Consider the following 23,762-nt stretch of genomic DNA (forward strand, 5'->3'; position numbering starts at 1 on the left):
CATGTCTTCACTCGGCACTCTCGGCCAGCGTGCGCTCGGGCTCCTGGTCGCGTCGAGCAAGACGGCGGTCGTTCAGCACGGCCTGCACCGAGATCCAGACGGCACCAACCCACAGCACGATCACCCCGCCGAGCACCCACCAGGTCAGCAGTCCGCCTGTCTGGTCGACACCGAGCATGATCGTGCGGGCGTTTGTGAAGACGATCATGCCGCCCACGAGCGAGCCGAGAAGGCGGGGCGGCATGATGCGCACGAGCCAGGCTGCGACCGGGGCGGCGACAAGGCCGCCAATGAGCAGCGCGAGGACCCACGCCATATCGAAGCCTTGAGAACCGAGGCCGATGAAGAACCCCACGCTGGCTGAGATGGCGACCAGGAATTCGCTGGTGTCGATCGTGCCGATCACCTTGCGCGGTTCCATCCGGCCGCTGGCAAGCAGCGCCGGCGTTCCGACGGGCCCCCATCCGCCCCCACCGGTCGCATCGATGAAGCCGCCGAGCAGTCCGAGAGGAGCCAGGAATCGCAGGCGGAGCGGCCTCGAGCCATCGGGCTTGGGGAGCGCACGAAACGTGAACCGCACGAGCACGTACAGGCCAAGCGCAAGCAGGATGCCGCTCATCAAAGGCCGGGCCGCCTCACTGGAGAGGTTCGAGAGCAGCGTCGCACCGAGGAATGCACCGATGGCGCCGGGGATGCCGACCTTGGCGACGACCTTCCAGTCGACGTTGCCGAACCGCCAATGCGACAGACCCGACGCTAGGGTCGTGCCGATCTCGGCGAGGTGCACCGAAGCGCTTGCCGCCGCGGGGCTGGCCCCGATGAGCAGCAGGAGAGTCGTCGAGGTGACCCCGTAGGCCATCCCGAGCGAGCCGTCGACGAGTTGGGCGGCGAAACCGACGACCGCAAGCAGGAGCAAGGTTTGCATTCGATGCCTCTTCCCGATAAATCCGACTGGATTAGTCGGTATTAAGACACACGATGGACCCAGCGCGCAAATGAACAGTTCAAGAACCGCGCAGGAGCCGACGAGTCAGTCGCCGAGCGAAGACGCGTTCAGCCAGGCTCGTGGCTCGTCAGCGAGCGCCTGCACTGACGCCGGCAGGCTGCCTGTCGCGAGGTCGGCGATGGTCGTGGCCTCGAGCACCGCCCGCACGTTCGCCCGCAGCGCGACCCAGAGCGTGGCCAGGGCCTCGTGCTCCTCGAGGTACTCGACGTCCGAGGGCCGCGCGTCCCGCACGTAGACGAGGGGGCCGTCTACGGCACGGATGACGTCAGCCACCGAGACCGTCGAGGCGGGCACCGCGAGCCGATAACCGCCAGCCGCTCCGCGACGACTGGTGACGATTCCGGCCCGCCGCAGCGAGGTCAGGATGCCTTCGAGGAAGCTGCCCGGAATCCCCTGCGCTTCGGCTACGGCATCTGCCGAAATGACCTCGTCGCCTGCCTGCGCGATCGCGACCGTCGCGCGGACGGCGTAGTCCGCTCGGGCTGAGATGCGCATACCCGATTATGGCCTGTTACGTACGCGTAACGCGGCAGAGACCCGGCGTTCGTTTGACGACACACGCTTACGGTAAGGTCGCTCAGCGTACGGTCAGCCACTGGGAAAGCGACCAATGACACAAGCACCACTGAGCGATTCATCGCTCGCAGAATCCATCGCACGTACGGCCGCCGAAGTCCTGATCACCACTCGTCGAGAGTTCCTCGGCGAGGATCTTCGCGCGCTCAAAGACGCGGGAGACGCCGCGGCGCAGGCGCACATCGCGGGGCGCCTTGCCGACGAAGCTCCGGCCGACGCCGTACTGAGCGAAGAGGCGAAAGACACCGCAGAGCGGCTGTCGGCAGACCGCGTCTGGATAATCGACCCCCTCGACGGTACCCGTGAGTTCTCCGAGAGCCGTGACGACTGGGCAGTGCATGTCGCCCTCTGGCAGGATGGCGAGCTTGCTCTCGGAGCGGTGGCTCTCGGCGGGCCCGAGGTCGTGCTCTCCAGCGCCACTGTCCCCGCTCCCCCGGCCCGCCCTGAGGGCCCGATTCGCATCGCGGTTAGCCGTTCACGGCCGCCCGAGATCGTGAACGCGGTCTCCGAGCAACTCGGAGCAACCCTCGTGGCGATGGGGTCGGCGGGAGTCAAGGTGTGTGCTGTCGTGACCGGCGAAGTGGATGCTTATGTCCACGGCGGCGGACAATACGAGTGGGACTCCGCAGCTCCGATTGCCGTCGCTCGCGCCGCCGGGCTTCACACGTCGCGGCTCGACGGGTCCCCCCTCGTCTACAACCAAGAGAACCCCTACCTCCCCGACCTCGTGGTCTGCCGCCCGGAGTTCGCGGCACAGATCCTCGAGGCCATTGCGAACGCTGAACGGAAGGCATCCGAGTGACATCGCCTAACCAGTACGCGCTCAGCCAGCTCCAGATTCTGGAGGCTGAGTCGATCCACATTATCCGCGAGGTCGTCGCGCAGATGGAACGCCCCGCGCTCCTCTTCTCTGGTGGCAAGGACTCCATCGTGCTGCTGCACCTCGCGATGAAGGCCTTCCACCCGGCGCCGATCCCGTTCCCGATCGTGCACGTCGACACGGGCCACAACTTCCCCGAGGTGCTCGAGTTCCGCGACCGCATCGTCGAGAAGCACGGCATCCGCCTGGTCGTCGGATCGGTGCAGGAGGCGATCGACAAGGGCACGGTTCGCGAGGAGCCCAACGGATCGAGAAACCGCATCCAGACCCCCGTGCTGCTCGAGACGATCGAGAAGCACCAGTTCGACGCCTGCATGGGCGGCGCCCGCCGCGACGAAGAGAAGGCGCGCGCCAAGGAGCGCGTATTCTCCTTCCGCGACGAGTTCGGCCAGTGGGATCCGAAGAACCAGCGCCCCGAGCTCTGGAGCCTCTACAACGGCCGCGTGCACCCGGGTGAGAACATCCGCGTGTTTCCCCTGTCGAACTGGACTGAGCTCGACATCTGGCAGTACATCGGTGAGTACGGGGTCGACATCCCGTCGATCTACTTCGCTCACGACCGTGACGTCTTCGTGCGGAACGGGATGCTCTTCGCCGCGAACGAGTTCTGCGTTCCCAAGGAGGGCGAGGTCGTCGAAACCCGCAAGGTGCGCTACCGCACCGTTGGTGACGCGACTCTCACCGCGGCAGTGGCATCGGATGCCGACACTGTCGAGCTGATCATCGAGGAAGTGGCCGCGACGCGCGTCACCGAGCGCGGTGCGACCCGCGGTGACGACAAGGTCAGCGAGGCCGCGATGGAAGACCGGAAGAAGCAGGGGTACTTCTAAACATGGACATGCTGCGATTTGCGACCGCCGGTTCGGTCGACGACGGCAAGAGCACGCTCATCGGACGTCTGCTGTATGACTCGAAGTCGATCTTCGAAGACCAGCTCGAGAGCGTCGAGGCAACGAGCAAGGCTCGCGGCGACGAATACGCCGACCTCTCCCTACTGACCGACGGCCTGCGCGCCGAGCGCGAGCAGGGCATCACCATCGACGTCGCCTACCGCTACTTCGCGACCCCCAAGCGCAAGTTCATCATCGCCGACACTCCCGGCCACGCGCAGTACACGCGCAACATGGTCACGGGCGCCTCGACGGCAGACCTCGCCATCGTGCTGGTGGATGCCCGCAAAGGCGTGCTCGAGCAGAGCCGCCGCCACGCGACGATCGCGTCGCTCCTGCGCGTGCCGCACATCGTGCTGGCGGTCAACAAGATGGACCTCGTCGACTGGTCGCAGGAGGTTTTCGAGTCGATCCGCGATGAGTTCTTCGCCTTCGCGTCGAAGCTCAACATCACCGACATGACGGCGATCCCGCTGTCGGCGCTCGCTGGCGACAACGTGGTGAACCGCTCTGAGAACATGCCGTGGTACGAGGGCACGTCTCTCATGCATCACCTCGAGAACGTGTACATCGCGAGCGACCGTAACCTGCAGGATGTGCGCTTCCCGGTGCAGTACGTCATCCGCCCCCAGCAGAGCGCGCACCGCGACTATCGCGGCTACGCCGGCCAGGTTGCCAGCGGTGTCATGAAGATCGGCGACGAGGTGCTCGTGCTGCCGAGCGGCCTCTCCTCGAAGATCGTCGGCATCGACACCGCCGACGGCCCCGTCGACGAGGCGTTCCCGCCGATGTCGGTGACCGTCCGCCTGGCGGACGACATCGATATCTCCCGTGGCGACGTCATTTGCCGTAAGGGCAACCACCCCGAGGTCAGTCAAGACATCGACGCGATGGTCTGCTGGATGGATGACGTGCCACTCACCGTCGGCCAGAAGCTCTCGATCCTTCACACCACCCGCGCTGCGCGCGCTGTCGTGAAGGAGATCGCGTACGAGCTCGACGTGAATACCCTTCACCGCACTGAGATGGCGAGCGAACTCGGTCTCAACGCGATCGGTCGCGTGAAGCTCCGCACTACGACGCCGCTCGTGGCCGACGCATACCTGAGAAATCGAACTACGGGCGCGTTCGTTCTGATCAACGAGAGCACCAACAGGACTGTCGGCGCTGGCACGATCCTCGCCGCGGAAAACTAGACGAAGCTGCACCGTGCCCAGTCGTATTCTCGTCCTCGCCAAGGGGTTTCCGCCCACCACCGGTGGAGTCGAAACTTATTCGGAGCAGGTCGCGAGAGCGTACCTGCGCCGCGGTCTGGAAGTCGTAGTACTCACACAAACAGACGGACCGCAGGGATGGACTGACCGCCGAACCCCCGACGGAAGCCTCCGCCTCTGGAACGCAGGCGGCGGAGGTCAGCTGACCGTGTTTGCTCGAATGCTGAGAGCCGCCTTGAAGCTGCGGCAGGACACGGACCTAGCCGCAGTTCACTCGACGACGTGGCGCGTCGGCCTTGTTGGAGACATGGTCTTTCCGGGCATTCCGCGCGTCGTGACCGTCCACGGGCGCGAGGTGCTGAACTTCCCGCCCGGTGCCGGGATAGCCATGCGGCGCGTTCTCCGGAAGGCGTCGCTGGTTCTCGCCGTTTCTCAAGCGACACTCCGCGTAGCGCTAGCGGCCTCGAGACAAGGTGCGAGCCCCAAATGGGTGGTAGCACACAACGGCCTTACTGACGAAGCACGCGCCCGAGCATCGCTCCGCCAGCCGACAGAGTCAACGGTTAGAGTCCTTGCCCTTTGCCGGCTGGTACCCCGCAAGAACATAGTTCATGCGGTCGCTGCGGTTGCGTCGCTGCCGACCGCGACTGCCGAACAGCTCGACTTTCGAATCGCGGGACGCGGCCCGGAACAGAGCTCTATACAGTCCGCCATCGAAACCGCAGAATTGTCGAGCCATGTGCGCATGCTCGGCTATGTCCCCGACGAGGATGTCCCGCAACTGTACGAATGGGCCGATATTTTCGTGCATCCCCATTCGCACACGGGCGAGGGGTCGGACTTTGAAGGATTCGGAATCGCGATCGCCGATGCAATGGCCTACGGTTGCGCGGTGGTGTCAGGGCGAGATGGGGGTCCCCTGGACTTCGTCATTGACGGAGAGACAGGACTTCTCGTGGACGGCAACGAAACGTCCGAGATCGCTGCGGCGCTGCAGACGCTAATAGACGAACCCTCCTTGCGAGCGACGCTGGCGGGCCGAGGGAAAGCCTACGCGCTCGAAAACTTCTCCTGGAACCACCACATCGAGCCGGTCGTCGAGACACTCACAAGAGAGAAAGCTAGATAGCGATGTTGGTTCTAGCGGTCTCAGGCTCCGTCCTTATCATTGCTCTCGCTCTATTTGCCTACCCGTATCTGATTTACCCAGGGACGCTCGCCCTTCTTCGCTCAATCCCCGTCGACGCGCAGGAGGACTCGGAGGGAGGCGACGGGCAGGGAGTCGCTCTCTTGTTTTGCGCGTTCAACGAGCGTCGAGCGCTACCGGAGAAGATCGACAATGTTCGCGCACTGAAAGCGCGATATCCGAAGCTTCAAGTCTTGGCTTTCGATGATGGTTCTACCGACGGCACCTCCGAACTATTGATGAGTCACCCTGAACTACTGGAGGTTGTCAGTGGTCCCGGACGCTCGGGAAAAGCAAACGGGATGAAGCAGCTAGTTGCTCACACTGACGCGGATATTCTCGTGTTCACGGATGCAAACGTCCTACTTGACGTCGAGTGCATCCAACGGATATCAGACTGCTACCTCGACCCGTCGGTGGGTGGCGTGTGCGGTTCGCTTCACTACCTCGCATCTGACGTGCAGACTGCCACCGAAACGAGTGGCGGAGCATATTGGCGATTGGAAGAGAAGATCAAGCGCGCGGAGTCCCGAACGGGGAACGTGATGGGGGCGGACGGTTCGATCTTTTCGGTTCGGGCTTCTCTATACCCGGACTTCCCAGACACGGTACAAGACGACTTCACCGTCTCCATGTCAGTGGTTTTCGCGGGGAGTCGACTCATCAAAGCCGAGGACGCGATCGCCTACGAGCGGCTAGTCTCCAACAGATCGGACGAGGCATCGCGAAAGGTCCGAATCGCTGCGCGCGCCTACCACACGCATAAGTTTCTCGCTCCGAGCCTCTCCAAGATGTCAAGGCTCGATCGGTACAAGTACTTCGCCCACAAGTACCTGCGCTGGTGGGGTGCCGTGCCTGCTGCGTTCGCGGTGCTTGCGGGTACGACGTTCTTCGTTGCTCTTGGTGTGGTGTCACCGCTCATACTCGGGGTCGTTGCGGTCGTTCTGATCTTGACTGCGGTGGTTGCTCGCAGGCTCGTCGCCGTGGGAATTGACTTCGTTGTCGCCGTTGTCCAGACCTTCAGAGGAGTGATGCGCGCGAACCGGGGAATGACATACGCGGTGTGGACGCCGCCAACGACGCGATGAAAAGGGTGTCTGAGCTCCTCAAGACCCTTACGCGGTCTTTACGCACCCCTGCAGTTACCCAGAGCGGCATCGCATTCGTTCTTAGGGTAACTTCAGCCGGCCTTTCGTTCCTCATGTTCGTCGCATTGGCACGGGCCATGACTCCGAGCGCTTACGGTGAGTTCGGGTTCACGTTTTCGCTCGCAACTTTCATCTCACTCGTGTCGGGCTTAGGCCTCGGCATGCTGGCGCTACGTTTCATCCCGGTCTACGCCTCGGAAGGAGACCACGCGGCGAGCCGAGGACTTCTGCGCTCAAGTTACGTCGCGATCTCTACAGTGACGCTCATCGCTGCGGCAGCGCTGGTGGTGCTCGCGGTATTGTCCATCGTTCCGTGGTATGTCGGAACGGCAGGACTGTTAGTGATTGGGATGACGTTCGCCGACTTCCAGGCGGGCGTGTTCCGCGCGAAGGGGACCTTGATCCTCGCGCAGGCACCCAGAGATGTCGCGTGGCGACTCATTGTCATATTGCTTTGCGCTCCTGCGATGCTGGGCCTGGAAGCAATACCCCTCGGAGACGGGATCTCGGTCGATCTCGCCGTTGTTCTCTGTGGAGTCTCCTTGATCGCTGTCGTGATGGTCCAGCTATGTCTGCGGCCGGACATTCTTCGCGATCTCTTCGGTAGACAACGGGCCACGTACGCACTGAAGCGGTGGACCAGTACGAGCTGGGGGCTCTGGCTGAACGGAATTCTACAACCGGGCGCCGCGCAAATCGCAGTCGTGCTGCTAGGAATCGCTCTGACTCCCGCGGAATCCGGAAGCCTCTTCGCAGCGGTGAAGACCGCCACACTACTCAGCTTCTTCCTCGCGGCGAGCAACCTCGTTGCAGCGCCCAAAATTGCGCGAATGTGGCATGAGGGCCGCGCTAAGTCACTAGAGCGATATTGCGCGTCGATTACCCTACTCGCGGCGGTCCCAACAATCGCCATGTACTGCCTATATATTGCGTTCGGACCGTGGATCCTGAGCCTTTTCGGCGGAGAGTACGCGGATTCGTACCCCCTGTTGCTCATCGTGGGAGCGGGACAAGTCGTGAGTGCGCTCAGCGGGCAGACCGCAATCTTGATGTCAATGACTGGCAATGAGCGCCGCCTACTCCTATTCGTCGCAGTATCGAACGCGATTCCATTGGCGCTCATCATTCCCGGCGTATGGCTGTTCGGGGAGGTTTTTGCCGCGTCGGCGCTAGCGTTAGGCATGGCCACCTGGAACATCGTCACTGCATTCTGGACTCGTCGAAATCTCGGCGTCGATACGTCAATCTTGGGCGCGCTGAAAGCCCTTAGACACAGGGGAGAACTCGAATCATGACTCCATTGTTTCTGCTCGGTGCACCGAAGTGTGCAACAACGAGCCTGTATGAACATCTCGCGAGACACCCACAGCTATCCGCCCCATCCGTCAAAGAGCCAGGATACTTCTCGAGGTCTGGTATAAGACCGGACGTCCGCGCGAGGACACCACACGTTCAATCCTTCGATGCGTATCTTGCGCTATTCGACCAACGCAATGACAAGATCCGTGCATGGTGCGATGGTTCGACCTCATACCTCCGTTCTCCAGAAGCACTGCAAGCGATCCGAGCGAAGTTCCCCGATGCGCGCGCGATCGCGGTCGTCAGAGACCCCGTCGATCTCGTGAGCTCCTACTACACGTTCTTGCGCCACGAGCGTTGGGAGAATGCGCCGACCCTTGAAGAAGCGTGGAATGCGCAGGAAGCAAGGCGAGAAGGCGTAGGGATACCGGACGCTGCTCGCCGACCGGATTCTCTCGTTTACGCCGATGTGGCAATGCTCGGAAGCCAGGTGGAGACCGCGAAACGTGTCTTCGGAGCCAGCCTCCTGGTCTTTACAGTTGACGACCTCCGCTCGGACCTGCAGCGCGTGTCTCGTGTTATTCAGGAGCATGCAGGACTGGATCCGCTCGATCTGGGAGCGCTGCCCCAATCGAATCCCGCGAGGCAGGCAAATTCTGAGCGGCTAAACGCTCTCGTCAAGGATCCCCCCGAGTGGCTTGCGAAGGCGGCCTCCGGACTCAAAGCCAGACTGGGAGTCACGTCTCTGGGGATTCGGAGAAAAGTGGAACGGGCAAACTCAACACCGGTACGGCGCGAGCTCGCCGTCGAGACTCGCGACAGGCTAAGGGCTTTCTTCAGCGCCGATGTAGCGCTCCTATCCTCAATTCTTCATCGAGACCTGCGGGCCGAGTGGGGATGGACAGATACCGCTTAACGATGGATGACGCTGCCGTGCGCCGACTTCGAGGCCGGCGCACTTTAGTCACGGAGGCCAAGAATCACCGATGCGATATAGAATCCAACTCATGATCGGCGACGGCCGCCGCCGCGAGCCCAGGCGAGCGCCAAAGCCGAAGATCTTCTTTCGCGTCACTTACGGGACGACAAACGCCGAACCGCCGGCTCGTCAACCCGCTCTCATTATCAACCATGGTGAACATGTCAACAACCATCGTGAACATGTCAAATAGCGTTCGCCGCTCGCCGACTCGTCCCAATCCAGCAGGCTGGCCGCTAGTCGCCGCATGGATCGGCCTACTCTTTATTCTTGGGTCTGTACTTGGGACCTACGGGATCGGGGTTGGTGACGCCCTTCTGCTCACAGCCGCGTTCGCAAGCGTTCTTCTTCAACTCACACGACTGTCGCGAGCGCCCCACGTCATTATGGCGTGGTCACTCGCGTTCTGCGTGGTATATCTGGTTGTAAGTCCCTTCACGACATATTCGACCCAGGGCATTCAGCACTTCTTCACCGCAGTCACGGCGACTGGCGCCCTACTCCTATTTGCCAATTTCGGGCAAGAGATCACAGCGTACAGATGGTTCCGCATATCGTCATACGCCCTCAGCTTCGTGGGAGTTCTTGGGGCGCACGTGGGCGGCCTAGCAAAGAACGGGACTGGTGCCGCCACCCTTTATCTGGTGGCGCTCCTCACGATCGTCCTACTCACCCAAGCTAAACGAGGAGAGGCACTCTACGTTGTTGGGTTCTTCATAGTAACCGGGGCTTTAGCTTTCACGCTTGATCTGCGAGGCATGGTCGGCTATGCCGCAGTCCTAGTCATTGGATTCGTCGGAGCGGCTACCCTTCCAAAGACCGCGTTCTGGATCGCGGGCATCATTGGCTCCCTAGTCGTGATCCTCACAACACTATGGTACTTCCTGAACATTTACACGAGCCAGTTAGCTCATGACATATCCACCACGATCGTCAGCATCTCGGGGCGTCCCGCGACTTCGGGCCGTGAGTGGATCTGGCCCGCAATAGTGGACGCGGTGAGCGCCAACGGCCCGTGGTTCGGTCTCGGTCCCGGGGCGCTCCCCCGCGACATCCTTCCAACCACGCTTTCATCCCACAACTTCTACCTCCAGATCTACCTTCAGCTTGGGTTCGCCGGAATCATCTTGCTGACCGGATTCCTCCTAGCTGTATGGAGGCCCCTGGCGTTCGCACGCAGCACTGTCGGCTACTTCGGAGCCGCGATATTCCTCATGTTCGTGACGCACAATGCCACCGAGGTAATAATGCTCCAGAATGCACTAATCGCGTCGGTTCCGGCGTGGTGCGCGATCGGTATAGCGATCGCCTTCGCGAATACAGGAGTTACGCCACCCAAGCCATCGAGAATCGCCAGCCGACGCACCCTAGTGCGTTAGCCGCGACCCTCCCATCCACTGGCGAAGCTTGTAGCTGATAGCCTCCCGCCAACCGCGTTCGCGTGCATAGCTCCTGAGTATCGCTACCCCGTCGTGAGCAGTTGCGAGGACAACTCTAATTCGTCTGGGGCTGCGCGGGGTAGTCGCAAGCTCCGGCTGGTAGCCAAGAGCAATCATCTCGCGGAAACAGATGGACTCGACGAGCTGGACCTGACGAGAGTCCAGAGATTCGGTCCACTCGGATTCTCTCGCAACTACACCAGAGGCGCCCGCAGCTTGGCCCCACCGTTCCTCAGTCTTGACGACCTTGACGTTCTCGGGCTCCCAATCCACACCGAGCCAGCTCGCGACGTGTTCAATGGAATCGACCGGGTTTGCAACGATGTCCTCGTATCGAATCAAGTGCAGCGCAGAGGGACGCCCTGCAGCGTGCTCTAGCGCAGCAGCCATGGCGTCTCGCCAGACTACGGAACCACGCAGCCAGCTTCGCCCCCACGCCTTGTTCATCGAGCGCACCGTGTCCCGCGGGTCCCTAACAACAACGAGGACTCTCGCGTTCGGCCATGTACGAAAAATCAGGTCGAGCTGGAACACATTCTCCGGCGTCTTGTCACCGAAATATCGCGGAGTGGGCAAGCCCTCTTCGGCGCGGACAAGCATGACGAAGTCCTGAAACGCTGCTCCAGGATCGTTCCACCGCAACCGCTCGACGATCGCTTCCTCGGAAGGAAATATGCCGCGTCTTTTCAAGTGGGTCGCGAAGGCCGATCCTGTCAGTAAGTTGACGACTTGTTGCTGGGAGCGTTCTTCCGCAACCATTTCGAGGAACGGACGGAGCAACTGGAACTCTTCCGGCAGAACATACACGCCCTCCACCGACCTCAGCAGCGCCTTTGCGAGGGTTGTCCCGCTCCGAGGTGCGCCCACGATGAAGAACGGTTGAGGCTCGCGTTTCTCTATCACTTCTTCTCTTTCTGACCGCGCTCACTGTGGCGCCGCTCCATCGCGACCGAAGAACGGTCGCCACTCCAGTACTCGAGGAGGCGAGCTTCCCATCCGGGTCGCTGAGCGCGATTGTAGCTAGAGAGTGCGTCGTGCAAGTTTCGCGCTTCCCCGCGTCGCTGCACACCGCGCATAGCGCAATCTCTCAACGAGCACATGGCGCGCGCAGAAGCCAAGAACACGAGAGGCTCGACGAACAGCGATCCAGGCCAAGTCAGGCAGTCGGTCCGACGAGAACGCGACCGACCCGAAGTGGAAACATGAACGTGGTAACTTCTGCATCGCTGTCATCAGCTCGAAAGCGGGGATTGAGTATGGCGCCTCAAACACCGGTAGTTACATCGTCCACCGGCGCGATCGAAGACCGCTCCGCGGGCGCTCTAGGCTCTGAACGCAACATCACCACATCGACGGGGTCGATCCTGCGAGTGAAGAATGGTGCGACACAGCGTTGGCAGCCGCGCTTCACCCGACGGTTGTGGGTCAGCGATCTTTTCGTGCTCGTGTGGGTGGTCTACGGCACGCAGATCTTCTGGTTCGGAACCGGGAACGCAGCCTTGTCTCTCGCGCATGATGGGAGATTCAGTGCTGTGTCGTATTGGCTCGCCTCCGCTCTGATCGTGCTGCTGTGGTGGTGGGCCCTGTCGCTTGTCGACTCGCGTAGCTACAGAGTGATTGGTACGGGCACCTCCGAGTACATCCGAGTGATCGACGCCAGCGTGCGCCTCTTCGGCGTCATCGCGATTATTGCGTTCCTCTTCCAGGTGGATATTGCCCGCGGCTACCTACTCATTAGCCTTCCCGCCGGCATTGTGACGCTCATTCTCGTGCGATGGCTTTGGCGCCACTGGCTGTTCGCCAAGAGATTCAACGGTCAATACATGGCGCGAGTGTTGCTAGTTGGCTCCGAGAGTTCGGTCGCACAAATCGCTTCCGAACTCCAACGCAACCCCCGAGCGGGCTATCGCGTCGTTGGGGCCTGCGTACCATCAGGGCGAGTCGCCGACACAATCCCGAATACTGGCGTGCCGGTCATGGGCAGTGTCGAGACAGTAGAGCGCGCGATCGCGGCGACGCATGCAGACACTATCGCTGTGACGAGCGCGGACGAGCTTCCGCCAGACAAGGTCAAGCAGATTTCGTGGAGTCTGGAGGCTGGCAAGCAGCATCTCGTGCTCGCACCGAGCATCGTTGACATCGCAGGCCCGAGAATCCACATCCGCCCCGTGTCAGGGCTTCCCCTGATACACGTCGAAACGCCACGCTTCAGCCTTGGTCAGCGCCTACTCAAGCGTTCCTTCGATCTCGTTGCGGCGACAGGAATCGCGATTCTTATCTCGCCCATCTTGTTGATCGTCGCGATCGCAGTGAGTTGGACAAGTGTCGGCCCGATCCTCTACAAGTCCGAGCGGATCGGGATGAACGGAAAGCCCTTCCAGATGCTCAAGTTTCGGTCAATGAGAGTTGGCGCCGATAAGGAATTGAAGGCGCTGCTCGAGGCCCAGGGAACGAGCGAGAAGCCGCTGTTCAAGATCAAGGATGACCCCCGCATCACCCCCGTGGGCCGCTTCATCCGCAAGTACTCGCTCGATGAACTGCCCCAGATTTTCAACGTGATCGGTGGCTCAATGAGTCTCGTCGGCCCGCGGCCGCAGATTGCAGCCGAAGTAGCGCTGTACTCAGAGGCTGCGAAGCGCCGATTGCTTACGCGGCCGGGAATCACCGGTTTGTGGCAGGTAAGCGGCCGGTCGGCGCTCGACTGGGATGCGGCAGTGAGGCTCGACCTCTACTACGTTGAAAACTGGACCCTGGCGGGCGACATCGCGATCCTGTTCAAGACCGCCCGCGCAGTCATCGCGCCCGGCGAGACCGCTCACTGATCTTTCCCCCTCACCGAACACCACGACGCGGAGAACCCATGCGCCTATCTGTCATCGGATGCGGATATCTCGGAGCCGTGCACGCAGCGGCCATGGCCTCGATCGGTCACGACGTCGTCGGCATCGACGTCGATCAGCGCAAGATCGATGCCCTCTCGAAGGGTGAGGCTCCGTTCTTTGAGCCCGGGCTGCCCGAGATCCTTGCCGAAGGTGTGGCATCCGGTCGCCTGCGGTTTACGACCGACATGGCCGAGGCGAAAGGCGCCAAGGTCCACTTCATCGGCGTCGGCACTCCGCAGCAGAAGGACGGCTACGGCGCCGACCTCACCTACGTGAACGCCGCCATCGACGGCCTCCTGCCCTACCTCAGTGAGGGCGACATCGTTGCGGGCAAGTCGACGGTTCCCGTCGGCACGGCAGCTGAGCTGACGCCGCGGGTCGAGGCGGCGGGCGCCACGCTCGTGTGGAACCCCGAGTTCCTGCGCGAGGGGTGGGCCGTGCAAGACACCATCGACCCCGACCGGTTGGTGTTGGGCGTTTCGTCTCGCTTCGCTCGCTCAACGACCGAGGGAGGCGACACCGGCTCAACGACCGAGGGAGGCGACGCCCGCTCAACGACCGAGGGAGGCGACGGTCACTCGATGACCGGAGAAGAGGTCGACGTCGTCGCCGTGATGAAAGAGGTGTACGCGCCGCCGGTTGCGAAGGGCACACCCTTCATCGTCACCGACCTCGCCACCGCCGAACTCGTGAAGGTCTCGGCCAACGCGTTCCTCGCGACCAAGATCTCGTTCATCAACGCGATGGCTGAGATCGCCGAGGTCGTCGGCGCCGACGTCACGCAGCTTGCCGATGCGATCGGCTACGACGCGCGCATTGGCCGCAAGTTCCTCGGAGCAGGAATCGGTTTCGGTGGCGGATGCCTCCCCAAAGACATCCGCGCCTTCTCTGCCCGCGCCGAAGAACTCGGCCGCGGCGAATCGATTGCGTTCCTGCGCCAGATCGACGAGATCAACATGCGTCGGCGCGACCGAGCTGTGCAGCTTGTGGTCGACGGGCTGGGCGGATCCGTGTTCAAGAAGAACGTCACGGTGCTCGGTGCCGCGTTCAAGCCGCACAGTGACGACATCCGCGACTCGCCCGCCCTCGACGTTGCCGTGCGCCTGCACGGCCTGGGTGCGTGGGTTACTGTCACTGACCCCGAGGCGATCGCGAACGCTCAGGCGAAGCATCCGCAGCTCAACTACGTCGCCGACCGCGACGAAGCCCTGCGCGCCGCTGACGCGGTGGTAGTCGTCACCGAGTGGGACGAGTACCGCCGGCAGATGTCGCCCGAGCACGTCTCGACCCTCACCGATGGACGCGTCATCGTCGACGGACGCAATTGCCTGGATGCCGCCGCCTGGCGCGCCGCCGGCTGGACCTACTACGGCATGGGGCGCCCGTAGATCAGATTCCTCCACAACACACCGCGGGGCCCGACTGTGCATGACTGTGACCCACGCCACCGCCTGGACGGTTCGTCCTGGCATCCTGGGCGAGAGTGCCGCACACTGAGAGGGTGACCGTCATGACCGAACCGCAGAGCTGGGCGCTCATCGGAGTGTTCACCTCGATCATGCTCGGCGGCATGACGATCATGACCATACTGCTGATGCGCACCGTGACGGCATCCGTCAATGGGCTCCGCGGAGAGATGACCGGACTGCGCGGCGAGATGAACGGTCGCTTCGATGGGATTCGCGGCGAGATGAACGCCCGGTTCGACGCGATGGGCACCCGCATCGACCATCTCGACCGCGACATCTCCGCCCTCAGCCGCCGCGTCTGGGGCGAACCCTCCGGGGAGTGACTCGAAGGTTCTGGCTGTCACGCGTCGCGAAGCGAGTCGTCGTCCAGAGCCTGAGTCGCCGGTGCGGGCCAGCGCACGTGCCGAACACCGGGTCCACTCGCCGGTGTTCTCATGTGCTACAGCGCGCTACACTACTCGCCATGGACACCGTGAGCCACCGGGAGCTGCGCAACCGCAGCGGCGAGATCCTGCGCCGGGTTGAAGCCGGCGAGACCGTGCAGATCAGCAACCGGGGCAAGGTGATTGCACTCTTGACTCCCCTTGCCTCCCGGGGCCTCGAAGCCCTCGTTTCTGAGGGGGGTGCGAGGCGAGCTACCGCACCGGTATCGACGCTCTCCGGCATCCGTCGAGCCGCGTCTGCGCGGGATACAACCGAGATCATCCGCGACACCCGGGGCAGCTGGTGACCGTCACCTACCTCGACACCTCAGCCGCGATAAAGCTGCTCGTCGACGAGGCAGAATCCGACGCACTCCTCCACGAACTGACCACAACAGCGCGTGATCTGGTCGCCTCATGGCTCCTGCACGCCGAGTTGCACTGCGCTGCCGGACGAAACCCCAGCCTGATCGAATTTGACGCCATCACCACTGTGCTCAACGCAGTGACGCTGATCGACGTCACGCGCGGCGACCTTCTCTCAGCGGGGACGCATGCACCGTTGCGCTCGAACGGCGCGATTCACCTAGCGACTGCTCTTCGCGTGGGCGTCGACGAGGTGCTCACCTACGACGGGGAGCTTTCGGCCGCAGCCAAGCGGTCGGGGCTGCGCGTGCTCGCACCATCGTAGGGTTGCGCTCCTCCCCAGGCGGTTCCCGCGCGGCACCGCCTGCCAGGTGCGGCACCATTCGTCCGCGCGAGGGCGAAGCGATGGCATCCTGAATCGCCATACCGCACACTAGGAGGGTGACCATCGTGACCGAACCGCAGAGCTGGGTGCTCATCGGCATCTTCGCGACCATCATGCTCGGCGGGCTCACGCTGTCTACGAACCTCATCATGCGCACAGTGACCGCCAGCATCTCGGGCGTCGAGGGCCGGCTCGAGGGGAAGATCGATGGCCTTCGTGCTGAGATGAATGCCCGCTTCGACGCGATGGGAACCCGCATCGACCACCTCGACCGCGACATCTCCGCCCTCAGCCGCCGCGTCTGGGGCGAGCCCTCCGGCGAGTAGGCATCCGTCGCGATCCACCACGGGGCGCGTCGGTCAGAGATTCGAAGCGGCCGTCCACGCCGTCGAGGAGGTGCTCGCGGGCCGTTGCACCAACGACGCTCTGGGCGACGGGGCGCACGCTGTCGTGAGGGCAACATGTGCGGAGCGGAGCGGGTCGAGCAGGCAATCGCAGGCCTCGATGTCACCGACGAACTCGATCGGCTCGCGACGAATGTCCGTGAGCGTGCCTTCACGCCACGGGAGTTCACGGACTGACGAAGCCGGGATCCGATATTCGTAGTTTTGTTCTATTGAGCTTCGAGTCGAACCATCATGCACTCGCATGTAGACCAATTTCTGCGGGTTTTCCACAGGCGCGCCCCTCTGGGACTCAATGTCGGAGGGTGATGTCATTATTAGTACATGAATTCGAACGGAGTCATCGAGTTCAGCGAGGCGCAGACCGCCGAGCTGACCTCGATCGTCGCCGCCGTTCAGCAGGCGGATGCCGCGCTCGCCGCCGCCGAAGCCGCCCGCATCCGCGCTCTCGCTCGCGCGGGCGAACTGGCGCGCGAACTCGCGGCGGGCAAGCCGTCCCGGGTGCGCGAGCACGACATGGCGCTACGCAGCATCGCCGCCACGATCGGAGTGCCGACGCGCGTGTCCGATCGGTCGATGCAACGCCAGATCGGCGACGCCGAACGGCTCGCCGAGCGCTACCCCGGCACCCTCGAAGCCCGCGCTCAAGGTGAGATCACCCGTCAGCACGTGTACGCGATTCAGGATGCTGCCGCCGACCTCCCCGATGAAGTCATCCCCGCCTTCGAAGCCGAGGCACTCGATCGGTGCCGGCGCGACACCGTCGGTCGGGTGAAAGCTGAGCTCGAAATCCTCGCCCAGCGGATGCATCCCCGCAGCTTCGTCGAACGACACGCCTCCGCGCGCGAACGCCGCGACATCACCACCCGCGCGCTGCCCGACGGGATGTCATCGCTACTCCTGGTCGCGCCCACCCCGGTCATCGCGGGCATCGACGACCGCATGAACCAGATGGCCACCGTTGTCATCGACGTGCGCAACGCCGCGAAGGCTGCAGTCGGTTCTCCGGCAGGCGATGACGCCCGAATCCCGGCTGACATCCTCGCCAGCGACATCCGCACCCGGGCTCAGATCCGCGCCGATATCGCCGCCGACATCCTTCTCACCGGATCCCCCTTCGCCGACCCCACCGTCACCGGCGACGGACCCGGCACACTCGGTGCGATCCGCGCGAAGATCCAGGTCGTCGTTCCAGCCCTCAGCCTCCTCAAGCCCGACGGCGACGAGAACAGCCACGCAGAACCCGCCGACCTCGTCGGGTACTCCCCCATCGACGCCGAAACCGCCCGCGCCATCGCCGAAGCCTGCGACACCTGGTGGGAACGCCTCGTCACCCACCCCGTCACCGGTCAGGTGCTCCACACCAACGGCTACCAGCGCACCGCCGCGATCGACCGCCACCTGAGGGCCCGCGACCGCCACTGCCGGTTCCCCGGATGCCGCCTCCCCGCCATCCGCTGCGAAGTCGACCACACGATCGATCACGCGCTCGGCGGCAAAACGGATGTCTGCAACCTCGCCCACCTCTGTCAAAGACATCATTCGATGAAACAGTTCGCCGGCTGGAAAGTCAGGCAACTCGAGGGCGGCATCCTCGAATGGACCTCACCGGTCGGAACCACCTACACCGACTATCCACCCACGCCCGGGGTCCACTTCGCGCCCGACCCATCCGTCGCGGACGATCCACTACCCCCGGATGCCGCACCCGCCGACGCCTCCGACGCACCGTTCTGACATACCTCACGCGCCGACACTCCGCGCTGCCCACCCGGCGTACCGCCCCCTCCGAGCGCCACGTGCCGACGCGCCGCGCCCGCACCCCGCCCTGCCCACCCGGCGCACGTGCCCGGAAGCCCCCGTCCTTGCGCTGTACTGAGGCCCGGTCCCACTCACCCCGCGCACCGCTCCTCCCCAGCGCCGCCCAGTTCGCCGAACAGTCCCAGGCCGCCCGCGCCAGCGATCGGCGGCGCGAGAACCTTGGCATCCTGAAGTGACCTGCCGCACACTGGAAAGGTGACCACCGTGACCGAACCACAGAGCTGGGTGCTCATCGGCCTCTTCGCCACGCTCATGCTCGGCGGCATGACCGTCATGACAACCCTCCTCACCCGCACCATGACCGCATCCATCAACGGACTACGCGGCGAGATGAACGGCCGCTTCGACGGACTCCGCGGCGAAATGGATGCATCGATCAGCGGACTGCGCGCAGAAATGAACGGACTCCGCGGCGAGATGAACGCCCGGTTCGATGCGATGGGCACCCGCATCGACCATCTCGACAAAGACATCGCCGCACTCAGCCGCCGCGTCTGGGGCGAACCCTCGGGCGAGTGACCCCGAAGCCTCCACGTCACAGTCTGTCCTTCGACGACCGCAGGGTCACCCCAGCGCACCCACAACGGCCGGCATCTCGCCACTCGAAGACGTTCTCGTGGCGCGCAATAGCGTCGACGCCGTAACCTACCCGAGGGGGTATCTGGATGGCTCGAAGCGGCACGAAGATCGACCGCGGTCAGTGGGTAGCGAAGCTTGGGATGCTCACCGGCGCCGCTCTGCTGGCCGCGGGACTGCTCACAGCACCACCGGCACAGGCCGCAACCGACGACGGCATCCCGCCGACGGTGATCATCCTCGACGCTTCCGGTTCGATGATCCGCGAAACCTCGCCGGGGGTCACACGGATGGATGTCGCCAAGCAAGCCACCATCGCGGCCCTGGAGGCCCTCCCCCAGAACGCAGAAGTCGGCCTCCTCGTCTTCGGGACAGGCACAGGCAACTCGGATGCCGAGCGCGCATCGGGGTGCCAAGACGTCAAGACCCTCTCTTCCCTTCAGCCGATGGACCTCGGCTCGCTCCGGGCGTCCGTCAACGGCGTCACCCAATCCGGTTTCACCCCTATCGGGCCGGCATTGGGTGTTGCGATGTCGATGCTCCCACCCGGCCAACCCGGAAATATCGTGCTGATCTCCGACGGCGTCGACACGTGCGCACCACCGACCTCGTGCGACGTCGCAGCCGACCTGCACCGCGAGAATCCGCTTGTGAACATCAACGTCGTGGCATTCGGCGTCGACCAAGACGAAGAGGCGCAGCAGCAGATGACGTGCATCGGCGGCGTCGGAGGCGGAACAGCGGTCGCTGCATCCAACCCTGACGAACTCTTCGCCCGACTGAAAGCGGCAACCCTCAACGACGCGACAGTGCTCAGCGCGCGCGGATTCCACGGCGTGCAGCTGGGCATGACCTTCTCGGAAGTCCGCAGCAACGTCGACGACATCCGAATCATCGAGTCCACGCTGCGTAACGGCGTGCGAATCATCGTGATCGACTGCGGGTGGGGAACTGTCGAGCTGCACGATGATCGGGTCTACGCGATCACCCCCGCCGATGAGACAACAGTCACCGCGGAACGCTTCGGCCCGGGAAGCTCACGTGCATCCCTCGAAGCAACCTATGGCGCTCCCGTCGCAAGCGACGATGAAGCGCCGGGCACAGCCATCTATCGAGCCCAGCCGGGCAGCCCGGTCGGCTACCGGGTCACATACGATCCCACGACCGACACGGTGCGAACCATCGTCGTCTGCCGATGCATCATCGGGTCATCCTCGGTGCTCGACGCCGGCCTGTGGCAGATCGACTTCGACGGCATCGGCCCGCTCACCCTCGGCATGACCGAATCCGAAGCGTCCGCCGCGGCGCCCGACCTCACGAAGATCCGAGACGGCGAGTGGCAAATCCTCGAGATCGGACTGTCAGCCGTCTTCCACGACGGCACGCTGTGGTCGATCTCCGTGTCACGGGCCCCGTCCAGCTTCGGAGAGAGCATTTCGGGCGCGTTCCTCCCCAACGCCCGCGGCATCCGCCTCGGCAACCTCAGCGGAAACCTCGGAGCCGTGTTCCCCGGCGGGATGTACCGGTCGTACGTCGTCGCAGGCTGGACGCAGTACCTGGTCGCCGATCGCTCCGGGCATCTCATCACGTTCACCGCCGACGGCGCCTCCGTCTACGGTGACGAATCGATTGAGAACACGATGCCGGGCCTTGAACTCACCGGCGTCACGGTCGAGGATGCCGCTCGCACCCTCTCCGCGGCTACCCACGCCGAGATTCTCGGCTGATCAGCGTAGCGCCGGCAGATCAGCGCAACGCCATCTGATCAGCGAGTGCCACGAACGCCTCGTCGCGCTGCTCAACGACCGCGGCGACGATCTTCGAGAGCTCCGACGCCTCGGAGAACCGGTCATCCCACACGACGCTGACCGTGGTCACGGTGTTTCCCTCGAGGCTGAGCAGCTCGAGCGTGTCGTCGCCCGATTCCGGTGGCATCTCGCCGCCCTCGGTTCGGCGAACAGCGACCAGGGATTCTGTCCCTGCGGGCACGTCGAGCGACTCAATGAAAACTCGACCATACTCCGCCTCATCAGGCCCGAGGATGGCGAAGTCCGTGCATACGTCGACCGTGTCGCTGTACGCCTCGAAGTAGTGCTCGGCTTCGTCATCCGTCGGGAACCCGCGGACCGCGACTGCGCCGTTGTCCCACGAAGCGGTGCGCAACCCCACGACGGCCCAGTCATCGCCCCAGAACCACATGGAACACTCCTCGGGCCCCGTGTGCACGCCCTCGCCCTCACCGATACCGCCGAGCTCGGCGCCGCGGGAGACTGAACCCACACCCGGGAACAACACTCGCAACTGGCTATCCTCCGGCAGGAACCACTCCAGCTCGTCGCCGACGTAGACCTCAGGCCCGTCGAGCTCGGGTCGTTCCGCATCCGCCGCCGTTCCGGCATCCAAGGGCGACCCCACCCCATTGCCCAACACACCCGACGCGATGAGCCCCCACACCCCACCACCGACTGCGATGACAGCTACCGCTCCCGCCGCGATCCCGATCCAGACGCCAGGACGAAGGCCCGAGCCACCCGCATCTTCAGCGGGTGACGATGCGGACGCGCTGTCTGTCTCCGCCGCAGCACCCGTCGCAGCGACCGATCGAGCCCACAATGCGAGTTCGTCATAGCACTGAGGATGAGACGCGATCTGCAGCGCGAACTCCGGATACTCACCGGCAATTCGAGCGAGAGTCTCGGCATCCGTATCGGCTGAATGGAGCGCCTGCCACGCGACTGTGCGATCCATCAGCCGTCCTCCCCCACGATGCCCTCACCCTATCGTCGCGTTGCGACTACCGCGTCCCACACGGCTTCCGCAACCTCACGCTTCGACCCCGAAGCCTCCGCTGCGACCTCGCCCGACCGATCGATCACGACGACCTCATTGTCGGCCGACTCGAACCCGCGAGCCCAGCCAACCTCGTTCACCACGAGCAGATCGACATCCTTGCGCTCCCGCTTACGCTTGGCCCGCTCCAACAACTCATCCCCCGACGAGGTCTCTGCCGCGAACGCCACCACCGTCTGTCCCGACAGCCTGCCGGCTGCCAACCCCGCCACGATGTCGGGATTCTCGACGAGCTCCAGCGTCAGACGATCGCCCTGGGCTTCCTTCGTGAGCTTCGCCTTCGCCACCTCGGCGGGCCGATAGTCGGCAACCGCCGCCGCCATCACGACGACATCCGCAGCGGATGCCGCCTCCGTCACGGCATCCTGCATCTCCAGCGCCGTCCCCACCGACACGACCTTCACGCCATCGCCCACCCCACCGAGCACCTCACCGTCGATGTGCGCGGCGACCAGCGTCACCTCCGCACCCCGGTCAGCTGCAGCGACCGCGAGCGCAACCCCCTGCCGCCCACTCGAGCGGTTCCCGAGGAACCGCACCGGATCCAGCGGCTCCCGCGTCCCACCCGCCGACACGACAACCCTCAGCCCGGCAAGATCCCGCGCCCGCCCGCCCTCGGCACCCGAAACCACGGCGAGCGCAGCATCCGCAATCTCATCCGGCTCACTCATCCGCCCCGGCCCCGAATCGCCACCGGTCAACGGCCCATCAGCCGGCCCGACCACGTGCACGCCACGAGACCGCAGCACCCGCATGTTCTCTTGCGTCGCCGAATGCCGCCACATCTCCGTGTGCATCGCAGGCGCCACCACCACCGGCGCGGTCGTCGCAAGTAGCGTCGTCCCGAGCAGATCGTCGGCGAGCCCGGCGGCCATCTTCGCGAGCGTGTTCGCCGTGGCCGGCGCGACGATCACGAGATCCGCCCGCTGCCCGAGCGACACGTGCCGCACCGTCGCGACATCCTCATGCACCGATGTCGTGACGGGATGGCGACTGATTGCCTCCCACGTCGGCTGCCCGACGAAGCGCAGCGCGTCCTCGGTCGGCACGACGTGCACCTCATGGCCCTCGCCGATCAGGCGCCTGACCAGATGTACCGTCTTGTATGCGGCGATTCCGCCCGTGACCCCGACGACAACGAACACGCGGCCAGTCTTCCACGACTTGAGCAGGAACCCCCATGTGCACTGTGATCATCGATGTCCCGACCGGCCCGGGCACACCCGTGCGCCTCCTCGCGATCCGCGACGAAGACCCCACCCGCCCGTGGAACCCGCTCGGACACTGGTGGCCGCAGCACCCGTCGATCCTGGGCGTGCAAGACATCCGCGCCGGCGGCGCCTGGCTTGCAGCGGATGCCGACACCCACCGCCTCGCTGTCCTGCTCAACCGCGCCGGCGGCGACGACCTGCCCGACTCCGCCGTCGTCTCGCGAGGAACCCTCCCCCTCGACTCGGTCCTCGGCACCTCACCCAGCGAGCACCCCGCAATGCGCGGCTTCAACCTGCTCGAGGTCGACGCCACCTCCGCACGCGTCATCTCGTGGGACGGCGAGCGCCGCCGCGAAACGCAGATCGAAGCCGGCATCCACATGATCGCCCACGACGATGTCGACGACCCGGCCACCGCCCGCATCTCGCACTGGCTCGAACACTTCCGCCTCGCGCAGCCCGAGGCGGGCGAGCGCTGGTATCGGCCCTGGCTAGAGGTGCTCGAACGCAGCACTGCCCTCGGCCCGGTCGATGAACGCGCGATCATCCGCGACAACCGCCCCCTCGGCTATCCCACCCTGTCGCTCCTCGTCTGCGCAGCATCCGTGGGACTGGACGGGATCGACGTGAGCTACGCCGAACTTCCCGCACCCGGCGAGTGGGGCCACCTCGACCTGCACGCTCCGCGGAGCTAGAGCCCCCAACCCGGGGGATAGCCCCCTGACGCGGCGTCCGGCACCGACCTAGAGTGGGGCACGG

At 64.0% G+C, this 23,762-nt stretch carries 23 protein-coding genes; 18 read left to right on the forward strand and 5 right to left on the reverse strand.

From position 1 onward, the window contains the following. Positions 1-7 precede the first annotated feature (7 nt). Both B4F19_RS08875 and B4F19_RS08880 read right to left on the reverse strand, forming a co-directional pair. On the reverse strand, positions 8-925 hold the full coding sequence (locus tag B4F19_RS08875) for a sulfite exporter TauE/SafE family protein (RefSeq protein WP_292734261.1): 918 nt from the start codon (positions 923-925) through the stop codon (positions 8-10). A 105-nt stretch (positions 926-1,030) separates the two neighbouring features. Continuing rightward, positions 1,031-1,501 carry an RrF2 family transcriptional regulator gene (locus B4F19_RS08880; protein WP_292734263.1) on the reverse strand — a complete coding sequence of 157 codons (471 nt, stop codon included), beginning with the start codon at positions 1,499-1,501 and terminating at the stop codon, positions 1,031-1,033. 115 nt (positions 1,502-1,616) lie between these two features. On the opposite strand from B4F19_RS08880, the gene B4F19_RS08885 reads away from it, so the two are divergent. The 8 genes from B4F19_RS08885 to B4F19_RS08920 all read left to right on the forward strand — a co-directional run bounded on the left by B4F19_RS08885 (position 1,617) and on the right by B4F19_RS08920 (position 10,557). Continuing rightward, the gene (locus B4F19_RS08885) at positions 1,617-2,384 is read left to right on the forward strand and encodes a 3'(2'),5'-bisphosphate nucleotidase CysQ (protein ID WP_292734266.1); all 768 of its coding nucleotides are present in this window, start codon (positions 1,617-1,619) and stop codon (positions 2,382-2,384) included. Then, positions 2,381-3,292, forward strand: a complete 912-nt coding sequence (cysD, locus tag B4F19_RS08890) for a sulfate adenylyltransferase subunit CysD (RefSeq protein WP_292734268.1) — start codon at positions 2,381-2,383, stop codon at positions 3,290-3,292. Before B4F19_RS08885 ends, cysD begins: the two co-directional genes overlap by 4 nt. A 2-nt stretch (positions 3,293-3,294) precedes the next feature. Then, a complete protein-coding gene (cysN, locus tag B4F19_RS08895; protein WP_292734271.1) occupies positions 3,295-4,548 on the forward strand; it encodes a sulfate adenylyltransferase subunit CysN in 1,254 nt (417 codons plus the stop codon). Positions 4,549-4,561: 13 nt separating this feature from the next. Continuing rightward, positions 4,562-5,695: a glycosyltransferase family 4 protein gene (locus tag B4F19_RS08900; protein ID WP_292734274.1), complete on the forward strand. Its 1,134-nt coding sequence runs from the start codon at positions 4,562-4,564 to the stop codon at positions 5,693-5,695. A 2-nt stretch (positions 5,696-5,697) separates the two neighbouring features. Beyond that, complete coding sequence (locus tag B4F19_RS08905) at positions 5,698-6,840, forward strand: glycosyltransferase (protein ID WP_292734276.1); 1,143 nt, start codon at positions 5,698-5,700, stop codon at positions 6,838-6,840. Next, complete coding sequence (locus tag B4F19_RS08910; RefSeq protein WP_292734278.1) at positions 6,816-8,195, forward strand: lipopolysaccharide biosynthesis protein; 1,380 nt, start codon at positions 6,816-6,818, stop codon at positions 8,193-8,195. The genes B4F19_RS08905 and B4F19_RS08910 overlap by 25 nt, the downstream gene beginning before the upstream one ends. Beyond that, positions 8,192-9,115 (forward strand): sulfotransferase family protein, encoded by a 924-nt coding sequence (locus tag B4F19_RS08915; protein WP_292734280.1) that lies wholly within the window; start codon positions 8,192-8,194, stop codon positions 9,113-9,115. The genes B4F19_RS08910 and B4F19_RS08915 overlap by 4 nt, the downstream gene beginning before the upstream one ends. Before the next feature lie 224 nt (positions 9,116-9,339). Beyond that, positions 9,340-10,557: an O-antigen ligase family protein gene (locus tag B4F19_RS08920; RefSeq protein WP_292734283.1), complete on the forward strand. Its 1,218-nt coding sequence runs from the start codon at positions 9,340-9,342 to the stop codon at positions 10,555-10,557. Here the strand turns inward: B4F19_RS08920 and B4F19_RS08925 are convergent. Next, complete coding sequence (locus B4F19_RS08925; RefSeq protein WP_292734285.1) at positions 10,546-11,520, reverse strand: sulfotransferase family protein; 975 nt, start codon at positions 11,518-11,520, stop codon at positions 10,546-10,548. The two genes, B4F19_RS08920 and B4F19_RS08925, sit on opposite strands and share 12 nt — an antisense overlap. 299 nt (positions 11,521-11,819) lie before the next feature. On the opposite strand from B4F19_RS08925, the gene B4F19_RS08930 reads away from it, so the two are divergent. The 9 genes from B4F19_RS08930 to B4F19_RS08970 all read left to right on the forward strand — a co-directional run bounded on the left by B4F19_RS08930 (position 11,820) and on the right by B4F19_RS08970 (position 20,669). Continuing rightward, on the forward strand, positions 11,820-13,439 hold the full coding sequence (locus B4F19_RS08930) for a sugar transferase (protein ID WP_292734287.1): 1,620 nt from the start codon (positions 11,820-11,822) through the stop codon (positions 13,437-13,439). A gap of 38 nt (positions 13,440-13,477) precedes the next feature. Continuing rightward, complete coding sequence (locus B4F19_RS08935) at positions 13,478-14,887, forward strand: UDP-glucose dehydrogenase family protein (RefSeq protein WP_292734289.1); 1,410 nt, start codon at positions 13,478-13,480, stop codon at positions 14,885-14,887. 122 nt (positions 14,888-15,009) lie between these two features. Then, positions 15,010-15,291 carry a hypothetical protein gene (locus tag B4F19_RS08940; protein WP_292734291.1) on the forward strand — a complete coding sequence of 94 codons (282 nt, stop codon included), beginning with the start codon at positions 15,010-15,012 and terminating at the stop codon, positions 15,289-15,291. Positions 15,292-15,431: 140 nt separating this feature from the next. After that, on the forward strand, positions 15,432-15,698 hold the full coding sequence (locus B4F19_RS08945) for a type II toxin-antitoxin system Phd/YefM family antitoxin (protein ID WP_292734294.1): 267 nt from the start codon (positions 15,432-15,434) through the stop codon (positions 15,696-15,698). Beyond that, on the forward strand, positions 15,695-16,081 hold the full coding sequence (locus tag B4F19_RS08950; RefSeq protein WP_292734297.1) for a type II toxin-antitoxin system VapC family toxin: 387 nt from the start codon (positions 15,695-15,697) through the stop codon (positions 16,079-16,081). The genes B4F19_RS08945 and B4F19_RS08950 overlap by 4 nt, the downstream gene beginning before the upstream one ends. A gap of 125 nt (positions 16,082-16,206) precedes the next feature. Continuing rightward, the gene (locus B4F19_RS08955; protein WP_292726727.1) at positions 16,207-16,467 is read left to right on the forward strand and encodes a hypothetical protein; all 261 of its coding nucleotides are present in this window, start codon (positions 16,207-16,209) and stop codon (positions 16,465-16,467) included. Positions 16,468-16,869: 402 nt separating this feature from the next. Beyond that, positions 16,870-18,282, forward strand: a complete 1,413-nt coding sequence (locus B4F19_RS08960) for an HNH endonuclease (protein WP_292734300.1) — start codon at positions 16,870-16,872, stop codon at positions 18,280-18,282. A gap of 288 nt (positions 18,283-18,570) precedes the next feature. Further along, a complete protein-coding gene (locus B4F19_RS08965) occupies positions 18,571-18,885 on the forward strand; it encodes a hypothetical protein (RefSeq protein WP_228177276.1) in 315 nt (104 codons plus the stop codon). A gap of 146 nt (positions 18,886-19,031) precedes the next feature. Next, a complete protein-coding gene (locus tag B4F19_RS08970; RefSeq protein ID WP_292734302.1) occupies positions 19,032-20,669 on the forward strand; it encodes a VWA domain-containing protein in 1,638 nt (545 codons plus the stop codon). A 19-nt stretch (positions 20,670-20,688) separates the two neighbouring features. On the opposite strand, the gene B4F19_RS08975 is transcribed toward B4F19_RS08970, so the two are convergent. Both B4F19_RS08975 and coaBC read right to left on the reverse strand, forming a co-directional pair. Next, positions 20,689-21,690, reverse strand: coding sequence for a hypothetical protein (locus B4F19_RS08975; protein WP_292734304.1), 1,002 nt, complete (start codon positions 21,688-21,690; stop codon positions 20,689-20,691). A 29-nt stretch (positions 21,691-21,719) separates the two neighbouring features. Further along, positions 21,720-22,937 (reverse strand): bifunctional phosphopantothenoylcysteine decarboxylase/phosphopantothenate--cysteine ligase CoaBC, encoded by a 1,218-nt coding sequence (gene coaBC / locus B4F19_RS08980; protein ID WP_292734306.1) that lies wholly within the window; start codon positions 22,935-22,937, stop codon positions 21,720-21,722. Positions 22,938-22,972: 35 nt separating this feature from the next. Between coaBC and B4F19_RS08985 the strand changes: the two genes are divergently transcribed. Further along, a complete protein-coding gene (locus B4F19_RS08985) occupies positions 22,973-23,698 on the forward strand; it encodes an NRDE family protein (protein ID WP_292734308.1) in 726 nt (241 codons plus the stop codon). The last annotated feature ends 64 nt before the right edge of the window (positions 23,699-23,762 follow it).

The organism is Microbacterium sp. UBA1097, assembly GCF_002313585.1.
Taxonomy (GTDB): Bacteria; Actinomycetota; Actinomycetes; order Actinomycetales; family Microbacteriaceae; genus Microbacterium.

What these genes read in the sequence shown, in the direction of transcription:
- B4F19_RS08970 (WP_292734302.1), top strand. Translation starts at nt 19,032, where the DNA reads ATGGCTCGAAGCGGCACGAAGATCGACCGCGGTCAGTGGGTAGCGAAG.
- B4F19_RS08875 (WP_292734261.1), bottom strand. Translation starts at nt 925, where the DNA reads ATGCAAACCTTGCTCCTGCTTGCGGTCGTCGGTTTCGCCGCCCAACTC.
- cysN (WP_292734271.1), top strand. Translation starts at nt 3,295, where the DNA reads ATGGACATGCTGCGATTTGCGACCGCCGGTTCGGTCGACGACGGCAAG.
- B4F19_RS08975 (WP_292734304.1), bottom strand. Translation starts at nt 21,690, where the DNA reads ATGGATCGCACAGTCGCGTGGCAGGCGCTCCATTCAGCCGATACGGAT.
- B4F19_RS08920 (WP_292734283.1), top strand. Translation starts at nt 9,340, where the DNA reads ATGTCAACAACCATCGTGAACATGTCAAATAGCGTTCGCCGCTCGCCG.
- B4F19_RS08930 (WP_292734287.1), top strand. Translation starts at nt 11,820, where the DNA reads ATGAACGTGGTAACTTCTGCATCGCTGTCATCAGCTCGAAAGCGGGGA.
- B4F19_RS08885 (WP_292734266.1), top strand. Translation starts at nt 1,617, where the DNA reads ATGACACAAGCACCACTGAGCGATTCATCGCTCGCAGAATCCATCGCA.
- B4F19_RS08915 (WP_292734280.1), top strand. Translation starts at nt 8,192, where the DNA reads ATGACTCCATTGTTTCTGCTCGGTGCACCGAAGTGTGCAACAACGAGC.
- B4F19_RS08935 (WP_292734289.1), top strand. Translation starts at nt 13,478, where the DNA reads ATGCGCCTATCTGTCATCGGATGCGGATATCTCGGAGCCGTGCACGCA.
- B4F19_RS08880 (WP_292734263.1), bottom strand. Translation starts at nt 1,501, where the DNA reads ATGCGCATCTCAGCCCGAGCGGACTACGCCGTCCGCGCGACGGTCGCG.
- B4F19_RS08905 (WP_292734276.1), top strand. Translation starts at nt 5,698, where the DNA reads ATGTTGGTTCTAGCGGTCTCAGGCTCCGTCCTTATCATTGCTCTCGCT.
- B4F19_RS08940 (WP_292734291.1), top strand. Translation starts at nt 15,010, where the DNA reads ATGACCGAACCGCAGAGCTGGGCGCTCATCGGAGTGTTCACCTCGATC.
- B4F19_RS08985 (WP_292734308.1), top strand. Translation starts at nt 22,973, where the DNA reads ATGTGCACTGTGATCATCGATGTCCCGACCGGCCCGGGCACACCCGTG.
- B4F19_RS08960 (WP_292734300.1), top strand. Translation starts at nt 16,870, where the DNA reads ATGAATTCGAACGGAGTCATCGAGTTCAGCGAGGCGCAGACCGCCGAG.
- B4F19_RS08945 (WP_292734294.1), top strand. Translation starts at nt 15,432, where the DNA reads ATGGACACCGTGAGCCACCGGGAGCTGCGCAACCGCAGCGGCGAGATC.